Origin of the sequence: Actinomyces sp. HMSC065F12, assembly GCF_001814535.1 — a bacterium.
Lineage (GTDB): Bacteria > Actinomycetota > Actinomycetes > Actinomycetales > Actinomycetaceae > Pauljensenia > Pauljensenia radingae_A.
This window is the reverse complement of the sequence record NZ_KV816938.1, coordinates 80,464-93,313: the sequence shown is the minus strand read 5'-3', so window position 1 is coordinate 93,313 and position 12,850 is coordinate 80,464. Positions and strand designations below refer to the sequence as shown.

Sequence of the window (12,850 nt, the reverse complement as noted above, 5' to 3'; positions counted from 1 at the left end):
GGGCACCGTTTCAACGGTAGAATAGGCAGCACTATGACTGTCACGAATGCAACTGGACGCGATATTCGCCTCCGTTTTTGTCCTTCACCAACTGGCACTCCGCACGTCGGAATGGTACGCACCTGCCTGTTCAACTGGGCGTATGCGCGTCACACCGGCGGAACGTTCGTCTTCCGCATTGAAGATACGGACGCGCAGCGTGACTCCGAAGAGTCCTACCAGCAGATCCTCGACTCCCTGGAATGGTTGGGACTGGACTGGGATGAAGGTATCGGTAAGGGCGGGCCGCACGCGCCCTATCGTCAGTCAGAGCGTATGGACATCTACCGTGACGTCGCACAGAAACTGCTGGAAGGCGGATACGCGTACGAGTCGTTTTCAACGCCCGAGGAAGTTGAGGAACGTCACCGTGCCGCTGGCCGAGATCCGAAGCTCGGGTATGACGGTTTCGACCGTGATCTGAGCGAGGAGCAGAAAGAGGTGTTCCGTGCTGAAGGCCGCAAACCTGTTCTGCGTATGCGCATGCCGGATGAGGACATCACGTTCACGGATCTGGTGCGCGGCGATATCACCTTCAAGGCGGGTTCGGTTCCTGACTATGTCATCGTTCGTGCCAACGGTCATCCGTTGTACACGCTGGTCAACCCTGTCGACGATGCGCTGATGGAGATCACACACGTCCTGCGCGGTGAGGATCTGCTCTCGTCAACTCCTCGCCAGATCGTGCTCTACCGTGCACTTGAGGAGCTGGGGATCGCCTCATTCACGCCGCGTTTTGGCCACCTGCCTTATGTGATGGGTGAAGGGAACAAGAAGCTGTCCAAGCGTGACCCGAAGTCGAATCTGCTGCTGCACCGCGAAAACGGCATGATTCGTGAAGGCTTGCTGAATTACCTGGCATTGCTGGGCTGGTCGATCAGCCCGGATAATGACATTTTCTCCGCTGAGGAAATGATTGAGGCGTTCGACATCGAAGATGTCAACCCGAATCCGGCGCGCTTCGATCAGAAGAAGTGCACCGCCATCAACGCCGAGCACATCCGCATGCTCGACATCGACGATTTCACCCGCCGCATCGTGCCGTTCCTTCATCGCGATGGCGTAGTCAGTGCGGACACTTTCGATGCACTCACCGATGAGGAACAACGCCGCCTGGTTCCTGCTGCCCCGCTCATCCAGACACGCATTCAGGTGCTCTCTGAAGCGTCCGGCATGCTCGGGTTCCTGTTTGTGGCTGACAAAGATCTTCAGATCGATGAAAAGTCGCAGGGCAAACTCAAAGATGATGCGGCAGATGTCCTCAGCCGTGCTATCGAGGAGTGCGAAAAGGTTACTGAGGCTGACTTTGGGACGGAAAAGCTGGAAGAAAAGCTCCGCTCGGCCCTCGTCGATGAAATGGGAATTAAGCCGCGCCTGGCGTTCACACCCATGAGGGTGGCTGTGACCGGCAAGCAGGTGTCTCCCCCGTTGTTTGAGTCGATGGAAATCCTTGGTAAGGAATCCTCGCTCAAGCGTCTGCGTCACCTGCGTGACGTACTTGCCCAGTAGGTCAGGGCTCCGGAGCTCAGTAACTGAGCAGCTCAGCGGCGCGGGGCCGCCGGAATCGCGCCCGTTCAGTCAAGCGCGATGAGCGGGGCGAATTCGCCCTCTGTCAGTTCTGCCAGATCAGTGGCGGCAACCAGTACGGAAAATCCGCGTTTGCCGCCGCTGACCGCGATTGCATCGTAGGCGAGCGCTGACTCGTCGATGAAGGCGCGGTACCGGGTGGTCTGTCCCAGCGGGGAGATTCCACCGACCACATACCCGGTTCGGCGCTGCGCGACAGCAGGATCTGCCATCTTTGCCGAGCGAGCGCCCGCTGCACGCGCAATGAGTTTGAGTGACAGGTGGTGGTCTACTGGAATCGCCGCCACGACGAACTCACCGTCGGAAGTTTCCACCATGAGGGTCTTGAAGACCTGCTGTGCCGGCAGATCAAGCTGGTCGGCGGCTTCTCCTCCATATGAGGCTGCCGACGCGTGGTGCTCATAGTGCAGGGGCGTGAAGTTGACTCCTGCCTGCGTCAGCTCCTCGACAGCTCGCGTCGGGCCGGTGCCGTGATGCTTTTTCTTTGCCATCGTCAGATGATGCTCGCGTCAGGCGAATCGACGACCTCTTTGCCGAAGGGGAAGCATGTCACGGGGATGAGTTTGAGGTTGGCAATTGCCAGCGGGATCCCGATGATGGTGACGAACTGTGCGATTGCAGTGGTGATGTGTCCGATGGTGAGCCATAGTCCTGCCACGAGGAACCACACGACGTTCATGAATGTTGAGCCTGCACCGGCGTCCGGCCGCTTGACGACCTCGCGGCCAAATGGCCAGATCACGTAGGACGCCATACGGAAACATGCCACGCCGGCTGGGATCGTGATGATAAAGATGCACGCGATGATGCCGAAGAAGATGTATTCGAGGAAGAGCCAGAAACCGGCCAACAGGAACCAGATGATATTCAAGAGTGTGCGCACTGTGATCTCCTAGAGTTAAACCCGCTCATTTTACCTTATCTGCTTCCTTTATTGTCCCACGGCGTTCTTCTCCAACAGAACCGGCTACATAGCGAGGACAAAGTGCGTAGTATCGACCAAGTGAGCATCAACGACAACATTGCCCGGGTCCGCGACAGAATCGACCGTGCCTGCGAAGCTGCAGGCCGATCCGATACTGCGACACTCGAGCTTGCTGTCAAGACCCAGGACGCACAAACCTGCCAGGCTGCGGCTCGTGCTTTGTACGAGGCAGGCCTGCCTGTCCTCCTCGGACACAATCGCGTTCAGGAAGCCCGCGCTACCGCGGAGGCGATCCGCACTGTTCCGGGCGCCAGCATTCATCTGATTGGCTCATTGCAGACTAATAAGATTAACCAGGCGCTGGCCTGCACCGACTTGATCGAAACGGTTGATTCGCAGCGTCTGGTCGATCACCTCGATAAACGTGCCAACGGGCTGCGCCCCGTGTTTATCCAGGTCAACGTGTCTGGTGAAGACTCCAAGAGCGGGTGCCGACCTGACGATGTTCCAGCATTGCTGGATGCGATCGAATTGTCCAGCGCGCTCACGCTCGAAGGATTCATGACGGTTGGACTGAATTCGGATCACGAATCTGACGTGCGTCGCTCATACTGCTTGCTGCGCGACATTCGCGACGCTGCCTCCTGGCAGCTGGGTGTACCTGAACCTGATCTGCAATTGTCGATGGGGATGTCACGCGATCTGGAGTGGGCAATTGCAGAAGGTGCCACGATCGTTCGGATCGGAACCGACGTGTTCGGCCCGCGCCCTCGTCGCGACTAGCCTGCTGCCGGATCGTGGTCTTTCACACCGGAACCACATAGCGGAATGATGCACGAAGCGGGCTCTCGACCACTCGAGACATACTGACGGTATGCCGCATAGTTGGCGGCTGACGTGATTTCACAGTAAATTCCGCGGTGCGCAAGGTCGCTGTGTGCACGCACAATGTCCTGCTCATGTACGGCAAGAAATTCAATCGAGCAGGCGCGCGCATATCTCATGATTTGCTCAACCCGTGCAGGCCTTGCAATTGCGATTCCATCGGCAAGCGTCGCTGTGGCATGGAAATCGCTGAGATCCTCACCTGCCGCCATACGGCGCAGCGGATCACAGCGCTCACTTTGCACCGCCACAATATGCGGAAAATGATCGATGCATCCTGATGTCATCAAATGTTCAAGCGCCTTAACCGCGCCGATCAGTAGCGTGCCGTTGCCAACCGGAATGAGCAGGACCTCAGGGAGCCTCCCGCCACACTGTTCAAAGATCTCGTATACATAGGTCTTCGTGCCTTCATAGAAAAAGGGGCTGAAAACATGCGACGCATAGAACGCATCATCGCGCTCCCGAACGTAGGTTCGCGCGACATCTGCGCAATGATCGCGCGAGCCTTTCACAATGTGCACCATCGCGCCAAAGGATTCAATCATCGCGATTTTCTTGTCGGATGCCGCTTCCGGCACGAAAATCTCGCACTCCGTCCCCGCTCGTGCAGCGTAGGCTGCGATCGCGCATCCGGCATTTCCGCTTGAATCCTGCACCACGCGCGTGATTCCAACCGAAGCGCACCACGTGATCAGCGCGGCCGCCCCTCGATCCTTGAATGACAGGGTCGGCATGGCGTATTCCAGTTTGCCGAGGACACCCTCGTCAATGGAGACGAGGCCGGTCATCCCCTCCCCCATGCTGACGCGCTGCCATGTGGAATCATCTGACCCAACTCCGATCATCGACGCACGATACCGGAACTGTGACCACTGCGAGGAATCCACGGTGTCGAGCGCGAACGGTTCCAGATCGCCGTGCAGATCCCACAGTCCGCCGCATCGACATTTTATCGAGGTCGCGGGCGTCGCCTCCGCGGTGCTGCCGCACCGCACACACTGGTAGTACATAGTGACAGTTTACGGAAGACGGTACGTCCACTCGTGGGTCGCGAACTTGGTACGGCACCGGTTCTCAGCGATCTCAATATCATGCTGCGTGATTTCGCCGTCCGTCGCGTGGTACTTGTCGCGGAAATGCCCCAGGAACACATCGATGATGTCTTCGCGCGCCATACCGGTCTGCGAGCGCATGGGGTCGACTCTTTTGACCGCTGAACGCGTCCCCTTATCGTGGATCTTTTCTTTGCCGATGCGGATCACTTCCAGCATCTTGGCTGCATCAATGTCATACGACATCGTCACGTGGTGCACCATGTAGCCGTTCGCGAATCGTTTCTGCGCTGCACCGCCGATCTTGCCTTCCTCGGACGCAATGTCATTGAGCGGTACGTACCGCGCTTTCACGCCGACCTTTTCGAGGGCTTCCATCACCCATTGGTCAAGGAATTCGTATGACTGGGCGAACGAGAGTCCGTCGACCAGGGCGGTGGGAACCACAAGCGAGTACGTCACACAGTTGCCGGCTTCCATAAACATTGCGCCGCCCCCGGTGATGCGGCGGCACACTGTAATGCCGTATTTGTCGATACCGTCCTGCCACAGTTCGTTGGCATAGGACTGGAATGATCCGATCACAACAGCCGGATCGTCCCATTCCCAGATGCGCATGAACGGTTTGCGGCGCCCTTCGGCGACATCCTGAGCAAGCGTTTCGTCCATCGCGACGTTGACCATTGGAGGCACCACCGGCCCGTGGATGACGTCGAAGTCAATGTCATCCCAGCTCAGTGCTTTACCCAGTGCACGCCGCAACGCGATGCCAACGCCTTCAGGAGTGATGCCCAGCAGGTTGTCGCTGGGCTGCAGGGCTTCAGAAACACGCTGAGCGGCCTGTGCCGCGCTCATGTCGGCTGGGGCGCTTTCCAGGGCATCGCGCATACGCGTCAGTGCGCTGTCTGGTTCCAGGAAGAAGTCTCCTGACAGTTGCACATCGCGCAGTATGGCGTCCGAATCCGTCTGGTCGACTTCCACGTCGAGGACGACGAGTTTGCCTCCAGGAACTTTGTATTCTCCATGCATGTCTCTATTGTCGCTGTTCGGAGCGATCCACGCTCGGCAACCGCAACGCGAAACCGGTCATTTACTCAGCGGGGCAGAAGTCCCCAGCGGTATCCGTCGAAGAGTGCTTCCCATGACGCCTCGATAATGTCGGTGCCGATTCCAACTGTGGACCATTCGCGCTCCCCGTCACTCATGGTGATCAGGACGCGGATCGTTGAGGCCGTCCCGGCGTGATGCTGGTCGAGGATATGCACCTTGAAGTCACTCAGTTCAATCACTGCGGCTTCCGGTTTGTACTGTGTGAGTACGGCGCGCAGCGCACGATCAAGGGCGTTGACCGGACCATTTCCTTCGCTGGTGTGGATGTAGCGCGCGTGGGTGCGGATCGTGACGGTAGCGCGTGTGCTCGAGAGCGGCTGTCCCTCAGCAGGTCGCTGACCCGTCGACACGTCCCACGATTCAACGTCCACGAATGGGGGCAGCATTCCAACCTCGTTGCGCAGCAGCAACTCGAAGGAGGCGTCTGCGCCGTCGTACATATAGCCGTCCGCTTCGCGCTCTTTCACAATGCGAGCCAGTCGTGTGGCAAGGTCAGGACTGGTGAGGTCAATGCCCAGTTCCTGCGCTTTCAGTTCGATCGATGCACGTCCTGCCATCTCCGATACCAGCATTCTCATGCCGTTGCCTACCTGCTCGGGATCGATGTGCTGATACAGGTCAGGATCGACCCGAATAGCTGATGCGTGCAGTCCAGCCTTATGCGCGAAGGCGGAAGCCCCCACGTATGGAGTACGCGAGAACGGCGCAATGTTGACGATGTGTCCGATGCTGCGTGCCGTTGAGGTCAGGTGCGTCAGCGCGTGGCCACCAAGCAGGTCAAACCCCATCTTGATCTGCAGGTTTGCGAGACAAGCCAGCAGGTCGGCATTCCCGGTTCGCTCTCCGTAACCATTGATGGTCCCCTGGATCTGTCGCGCGCCTGCCCCGACAGCTGCCATCGTGTTGGCCACTGCGCAGCCGGTGTCGTTGTGGGCATGTATTCCCAGCACCACATCTTCATGTCCGTCATTGACGAGGGCGTCCCGAGCCTGTTCAATCATCTGCGCAATAGTGGCAGGCAGATTTCCGCCGTTCGTGTCGCAGGGAATGACGGCTGCCGCGCCGGCACGTGCCGCCTCGATCATGACCTGAATCGGGTATCGTTCGCGTGAGTCCCACGCCAAGCCATCAAAGAAGTGCTCCAGGTCGACCATAACGGTGATGGGACGCCCCACCGCGTCGGGTGACGACAGGTAGGAAACGGTGTCGCGCACCATGCGCAGATTCTCCTCTAGCGTTGTGCGCAAAGCACTGGTGACATGTCTGGGATCGGATTTGGCAACGACAGTGATGACGCTGGCGCCGCTGTCAACGAGCCCCGCAATCTGAGGGTCTTTGCTGGCCTTCATTCCGGCTTTCGTCGTTGCTCCGAACGCGACGAGGGAGGAATGTGACAGGTCAAGGCGCGCTGCCTGCCTGAAGAACTCGGTGTCTTTCGGGATCGCTCCGGGCCATCCGCATTCAATGAAGTCGATCCCCAAGCGATCCATAATTCGCACGCATTCGATCTTGTCAGCAACTGACAGGCTGATGCCTTCCTGCTGGGCACCGTCACGCAACGTGGTGTCATATGTGAATACGTGCTCTTTCATGGATACAGTGTGTCAGTTCCGTGGCCCGTGACCTAATTCATGACGAGCATCGACCACAATGCGGGCTGTCTTGAGGCGCTGAAAAATGGCCTAACCGTCTACACTGAACGGATAGAAGCTGAAGGGGGTGTGCCATGTTCGGGATCAACGGAGCTGAATTCGTCATTCTTTTATTACTGGCGGCGTTGCTGCTGGGACCCCGATCGGTGGCACAGGCTCTGCATGGTTTGAAAAAGGCTCTGACAATGTTTCGGCAGTGGTCGGCCCGGCTTCGAACCGACGCGTTAAGCGAATCATCTGCCTTGACGCCTCAGGATCTGAAGAATCTGCAGATGTTACGCGAATTTGACCTGTCGCAGTACTCCCCCAAACAGATGGTTCGAGAAGCTGTCCAAGACGAAATCAACGAGTGGATGAAGCAGGCAGGCCTGTCAGCCACCTCACTCAAGGACGCCGCGCAGTCCGTGCCGGATGGGACGCCCTCGACCAATGACACGAAACTTTCAATACAGCAATTGGATGCAGATAATCCCACTGGAGGTACGCCATGAGGCCCAGCCACATCGTCATCATCATCGTCGTTCTCATTATTTTGTTTGGCGCCTCGAAGCTTCCCGATATTGCGCGCTCGATCGGGCAGTCAGCCAAGGTTCTCAAGAAAGAGATGCGCGAGCTGTCTGACGACGATGGCTCCACGCCGGTTGCGCAGCCCCAGTCCCAGGCTCCGCAACCGCAGGTTCCGGTTCAGCAGCCCCCGGCCGAGCAGCCGCAGGCTCCCATGCCGCAGCACGGCACATCTGCGCAGGCTCCCATGCCACAGTACCCGCAGCAATCTCAGCAACCGCAAACCGGCCAGCAGCCAGACAACGGCACGCCTGAGAGCCCAGCGCCCTCCCAGAACTAGCTCCGAGCTGCGGGCATGAAGAAGTCCAATCCCGCAGGCCGGATGCCCATCAGCGCCCATCTGCGTGAACTGCGCAAACGCCTTGTGATGGTGCTGGTGGGAATCGTCCTGGGAGCCATCGCAGGATGGTACCTGTATAACCCCGTCATGGCGTTCATGACAGAGCCGCTGCGCGCTCTCGACTCGGCGACCACCCAGATTAACTTCCACACGATCGGCGCTGCGTTCGATCTGAAACTGCAGGTTGCGATCTGGATCGGCACGATCATCACGTGCCCGTGGTGGATCTTCCAGATCGGCGCTTTCATCGCTCCCGGCCTGCGCAGACGCGAAAAACTCTATATCACCGTCTTCGGCCTGGTCGGCGTCGTACTGTTTTGTGCGGGCGCTGCAACCGGCGTGTGGGTGGCGCCCAAAGCCGTCCATATCCTGCAGTCCTTCATACCCGACGGTGGCGTATCCCTGCTGCAGGCCTCCAGCTACGTCAGCTTCTACATGCGCCTGGTCATCATTTTCGGCCTGTCGTATCTGTTCCCGGAGGTCCTGGTTCTGCTCAACTTCCTCGGCCTGCTGCCGGTTCGCGCAATGCTGCGCGCATGGCGATGGGTCACCATGATCTGTTTTGTGTTCGCCGCAATCGCCAACCCACTCCCCAGCCCGTGGCCGATGACAATCCAGGCGTTGGTGCTGATCGCGCTGTATCTGCTTGCCGTCCTGGTGTGCTGGATTCGCGAGCGTTACATCAAATACGGCCGCAGGCTCCGCCCTCGTCCATCCGCCCAGTCCTCCAACGACATTGGCGAGGGCGTCTCACTCCCACGCAGACGGCGGATTCCACGCAAACGCGTAGACTGACCGTAGGTCACACATGGCGCACTGAGCAATTGAATCGGTGCCGACTGATCGGCATCCGCTACTGGAGGAGATGACATGGCAGACGCTGCAAAGAGCCCTGAAATGGCGGCCTGGTTGAAGGACGTCGCTGAGTCCCTCAAAATTGAAGACAACCCGCTTCCTGGTGCTCAGGAGGCTTTGCTGGATATGACCAGCAGTGTTGCACACGGGCCGAGCCGTCCAGGTGCTCCGCTGACGAATTTCCTGGTCGGATACGCTGCCGGAAAACTCGGCGTGGATGCAGCTGAGGCTGCGCGCGCGGTTGCCGAGCAGGCCGACACCTGGCAGATGAAGTAAGGTCTCAGGTTTCGTCCTCAGCTTTCGACGCCGTTTCGTCGATGAATCCGCGACGCGGCATGGGCGCTTTCCCGCTTTCCGAGAAATGCACCAGCTGCCACGGCGGTGCAAGCGTCAGATACGTGGCGACCACTTCCTGAGCGTTCGCCGTCATTCCTGTGCGCAGCCACGCCGTAATCATCGCCATCATGTTGTGAAGCTGCTGGGAAACAGCCATTTCGATCCACAGTTGCGACGCGTTCCATTCCAGGCGTTGCGCAAAATCGGTCACATACTGGCTGAAAACTTCTTCCAGACGCTGCGCGAACAGTGAGCGCACAACCGAAGGCGCGTTGGTGGCGAAAATCTTCTGATAGATCTCGGGCTGTTGGCTGATTGTGCTCATCATCCGCACATACACGTCAGTCAGGCGTTGGCGCGGATCCTGTGTCACCGACGACAGCAAAGTGGCGAGGTCGGCGAAATCAGGCTGGAGCTGGTCAATCAGATAATTCGCCAGCAGGTCAGCTGGTGTGGGCGCATGCTTGTAGAAGGTTTGCCGCGCGACGCCGGCGCGTGCTGTCAGCTCTGAAACCGTAATCTTGTCCGCAGGAGTGGTGCGAGCCAGCTCGACGACTGCGTGAACTAGAGCAGCGCGGGTGCGCTGATAGCGAGGGTCTTCTTCAGGACTGCGCTGTTTTGAAGCACGACCAGTAGCGCTCACGCATCCTCCTTGGCACCTCGGTCCTGATTGCGCATCAGGCGCTTTTAAGTGACCATACACAATTCCCGACAACATGGGTTGATGCGCTCAGCAGGAGCGGCAAGGCGATCAAGTACTCCGTGGTCCGCCATGTCGGTAATGGCGTCAACGGGGACCACTTCGTCGGGGGTTACACACGCCGAAAAACACCTAGGAAACGCCCCGCCATTTATGCAACACAGATGCCATCATATTCATCACTTCGAATGGCGTCTTATCAGGCATTTCGCAGTCTTCAGGCATAATTGGATTATTCGTTATTTGACAGGTGTCAGCTAGTGAGACAAAGGGGTTGCAGTGAAAGCAGTCAAGACCGCGTCGGGACCGTCCCGACGTTCGTTCCTGCAGTGGTCGGCAATCGCTGGGGCCAGCGTCGGTCTAGTGGGATGTTCAAACTCCAACGTGCAGTACTCCCACACAGACGATTCAGGCACACTCGTCCCCAACGGCACGGGACGCCTGGATGTCGACAAGACAGTTTCGTCGGCATGCATCGTCAACTGCGGTTCGCGCTGCCCACTACGCCTCCAGGTCAAGGACGGCACGGTCGTTCGCGTCCTGCCGGACAACACCGGCGACGAGACACTGATGAACCGCAATATCCTGGCATGTGTGCGCGGCCGCAACATGCGTGAGCGTATCTACAACCCCGACCGTATCAAGACACCGCTGCTGCGCGTGGGAGCCAAGCGCTCCGACGGCGAGTTCAAAGCCATCAGCTGGGACGAAGCCATCGACCTGATCGTTGAGAAACTGCGCTACACCTATGACACCTACGGCCCCGAAGCGATCTACAAGAACTATGGATCAGGAGTGTGGAACGCCCTCGTCGCTTATTCGGGAGGCTGGCACCGCCTGTTCAATCTGCTTGGCGGCCACCTGAACTACTACGGAAACTACTCCTACCTGCAGATTTCTCAGTGCACAAGGTACGTGTACGGTTCACCCGATGAGCAGATCTCCAACTCGATCGAAGATTGCATCGACAATTCCAAACTCATCGTGTTCTGGGGCAACAATCCTCTGGAAACACGAATGTCAGGCGGCGGCATCGCCTACACGGCAACGCGTGCGAAGAAAGCTGGCGTGAAGATCATCGTGGTTGATCCGCGCTACTCCGATACAGCCTCCCTGATTGCGGATCAGTGGATCCCGATCCGTCCCGGAACCGACGCCGCCCTCGTCGCTGCAATGGTGCACGTCATGCTGTCCGAAAACCTGCACGACCAGGCTTTCCTCGACAAGTACTGCATCGGGTTCGACGAACAGCACATGCCCGAGGGCGCCCCGAAGAACGCCTCCTACCGTTCGTATGTGGAAGGCAAAGGCGAAGACGGGATTGAAAAGACTCCGGAGTGGGCCGCACAGATTACGGGGATCCCGGCCGACACCATCCGCAAGTTTGCACGTGAGGTGGCCACTTCCACGCCCGTCAACATCAACCAGGGGTGGGGTCCGCAACGCCACGCCAATGGTGAAAACCAGGCGAACTCGATTTATCTGCTGGCCTGCGTGACCGGCAACGTCGGTATTCCCGGCGGCGGTACCGGCGGGCGTGACGGTTATTACTGGCCACTGTCCCAGTGGCTTGACGACGGGACGAACCCGGTGGAAACGTCGATCAGCTGCTACAAGTGGACCGACGCGATTGACCACGGACCGGAGATGACGGCTCTCAAAGATGGTGTGCACGGCAAAGACAAGCTCGATGTCGGCATCAAGTTCATGGTGGTGTACGGCTCCAACATGCTCTCCTCGCAGCACGGCGACATCAATCGCACGCGGGAAATCCTTGACGATGACACCAAGTGCGAGTTCATCGTCGGGATGGATAACCAGATGACAGCGTCGATGAAACTGTGCGACCTGGTGCTGCCTGATACCACCACCGCTGAACGATGGGATCTGGTTCCCAGCGAATACACCGGTGAGCTCGCCTACGAAATTATGGTCGAACAGGCTATCGACCCGCTGTATGAAGCTCGCAGCTCGATCGAGGTGACCACGGAGATCGCCGAACGTATGGGTATTGGTGAAGAGTTCGCGCACGGCAAGAAAACCACGGAAGACTGGGCGCGTGACGTTCACGAGATGACACGCAAGGATCAGCCGCAGTTCCCGACCTTCGACGAACTGCGCGACATGCGCGTCTACCGCTATAACCCCGACGAACATGTGGTGCCCCTCAAGGAGTTCCGCGAAGATCCGGAGGCCAATCCGCTGGAGACGCCGTCGGGCAAGATCGAACTGTATTCCAGCCAGCTGGCCGAGATGGCCAAGACGTGGGAGTTCCCCGATCCACTACCCGGTGACCGACTGACTCCGATCCCCGAATACGTCCCCACTCGTGAGGGCGTCGAGGAGGCGCGCACCAACAAGAAGTATCCGCTGCAGGTCATTGGACACCACTACAAGTCACGTACGCACTCGACGTACGGCAACCTGTCGAAGAACCGCGAGGCTCACCCGCAAAAGGCATGGATCAATATTCAGGATGCCCGCAAACGAGGGATCGCAAACGGCGACCAGATCCGCATCTTCAACGATCGCGGCACAATCCAGACGCAGGCGTTCGTTTCAGCGCGCATCGCACCAGGCGTTGTCTCTGTTCCGCAGGGTGCATGGGTTGAATGGGACGAGAACGGTGTGGATCACGGCGGTGCAGTCAACGTTCTGACATCTCAACACCCCACTCCCCTATCAAAGGGCAACGGTCAGCACACGAATCTTGCACAAGTGGAGAAGGTGTGAGGCACATGGACGTGACGCTGCCATTCGCGAAGCCGGCTTCGACAACGCCCGTGAGGCTGCCCGTATAAG

13 protein-coding genes are annotated in these 12,850 nt (G+C 58.4%); 7 read left to right on the top strand and 6 right to left on the bottom strand.

Annotated features, from left to right (window positions below):
- Positions 1–33: 33 nt before the first annotated feature.
- Entirely contained in the window at positions 34–1,548 is a 1,515-nt protein-coding gene (gltX, locus tag HMPREF2975_RS00655; protein WP_070725099.1) for a glutamate--tRNA ligase, read from the top strand.
- 65 nt (positions 1,549–1,613) lie between these two features.
- Here the strand turns inward: gltX and ybaK are convergent, their stop codons facing one another.
- Positions 1,614–2,117 (bottom strand): Cys-tRNA(Pro) deacylase, encoded by a 504-nt coding sequence (gene ybaK / locus HMPREF2975_RS00650; RefSeq protein WP_070725097.1) that lies wholly within the window; start codon positions 2,115–2,117, stop codon positions 1,614–1,616.
- Positions 2,118–2,119: 2 nt separating this feature from the next.
- A complete protein-coding gene (locus HMPREF2975_RS00645; protein ID WP_058236310.1) occupies positions 2,120–2,509 on the bottom strand; it encodes a YccF domain-containing protein in 390 nt (129 codons plus the stop codon).
- 120 nt (positions 2,510–2,629) lie between these two features.
- Between HMPREF2975_RS00645 and HMPREF2975_RS00640 the strand changes: the two genes are divergently transcribed.
- Complete coding sequence (locus tag HMPREF2975_RS00640; RefSeq protein ID WP_058236309.1) at positions 2,630–3,334, top strand: YggS family pyridoxal phosphate-dependent enzyme; 705 nt, start codon at positions 2,630–2,632, stop codon at positions 3,332–3,334.
- Here the strand turns inward: HMPREF2975_RS00640 and HMPREF2975_RS00635 are convergent.
- The 3 genes from HMPREF2975_RS00635 to cimA all read right to left on the bottom strand — a co-directional run bounded on the left by HMPREF2975_RS00635 (position 3,331) and on the right by cimA (position 7,193).
- Entirely contained in the window at positions 3,331–4,284 is a 954-nt protein-coding gene (locus HMPREF2975_RS00635) for a pyridoxal-phosphate dependent enzyme (protein WP_227469067.1), read from the bottom strand. The genes HMPREF2975_RS00640 and HMPREF2975_RS00635 overlap by 4 nt on opposite strands.
- A 174-nt stretch (positions 4,285–4,458) precedes the next feature.
- Positions 4,459–5,520, bottom strand: coding sequence for a lipoate-protein ligase small subunit (locus tag HMPREF2975_RS00630; protein WP_070725093.1), 1,062 nt, complete (start codon positions 5,518–5,520; stop codon positions 4,459–4,461).
- Between the two features lie 65 nt (positions 5,521–5,585).
- On the bottom strand, positions 5,586–7,193 hold the full coding sequence (cimA, locus tag HMPREF2975_RS00625; protein ID WP_070725092.1) for a citramalate synthase: 1,608 nt from the start codon (positions 7,191–7,193) through the stop codon (positions 5,586–5,588).
- Positions 7,194–7,327: 134 nt separating this feature from the next.
- Between cimA and HMPREF2975_RS00620 the strand changes: the two genes are divergently transcribed.
- The 4 genes from HMPREF2975_RS00620 to HMPREF2975_RS00605 all read left to right on the top strand — a co-directional run bounded on the left by HMPREF2975_RS00620 (position 7,328) and on the right by HMPREF2975_RS00605 (position 9,288).
- Positions 7,328–7,744, top strand: a complete 417-nt coding sequence (locus tag HMPREF2975_RS00620) for a twin-arginine translocase TatA/TatE family subunit (protein ID WP_070725091.1) — start codon at positions 7,328–7,330, stop codon at positions 7,742–7,744.
- Complete coding sequence (gene tatA / locus HMPREF2975_RS00615; RefSeq protein ID WP_070725089.1) at positions 7,741–8,097, top strand: Sec-independent protein translocase subunit TatA; 357 nt, start codon at positions 7,741–7,743, stop codon at positions 8,095–8,097. Before HMPREF2975_RS00620 ends, tatA begins: the two co-directional genes overlap by 4 nt.
- Before the next feature lie 15 nt (positions 8,098–8,112).
- Positions 8,113–8,952: a twin-arginine translocase subunit TatC gene (gene tatC / locus HMPREF2975_RS00610; RefSeq protein WP_227469065.1), complete on the top strand. Its 840-nt coding sequence runs from the start codon at positions 8,113–8,115 to the stop codon at positions 8,950–8,952.
- A gap of 75 nt (positions 8,953–9,027) precedes the next feature.
- Positions 9,028–9,288 (top strand): DUF6457 domain-containing protein, encoded by a 261-nt coding sequence (locus HMPREF2975_RS00605; RefSeq protein WP_058236302.1) that lies wholly within the window; start codon positions 9,028–9,030, stop codon positions 9,286–9,288.
- A 4-nt stretch (positions 9,289–9,292) separates the two neighbouring features.
- On the opposite strand, the gene HMPREF2975_RS00600 is transcribed toward HMPREF2975_RS00605, so the two are convergent.
- Positions 9,293–9,991 (bottom strand): TetR/AcrR family transcriptional regulator, encoded by a 699-nt coding sequence (locus HMPREF2975_RS00600; protein WP_070725088.1) that lies wholly within the window; start codon positions 9,989–9,991, stop codon positions 9,293–9,295.
- Between the two features lie 336 nt (positions 9,992–10,327).
- Between HMPREF2975_RS00600 and HMPREF2975_RS00595 the strand changes: the two genes are divergently transcribed.
- Entirely contained in the window at positions 10,328–12,781 is a 2,454-nt protein-coding gene (locus HMPREF2975_RS00595; protein WP_070725086.1) for a DMSO/selenate family reductase complex A subunit, read from the top strand.
- The last annotated feature ends 69 nt before the right edge of the window (positions 12,782–12,850 follow it).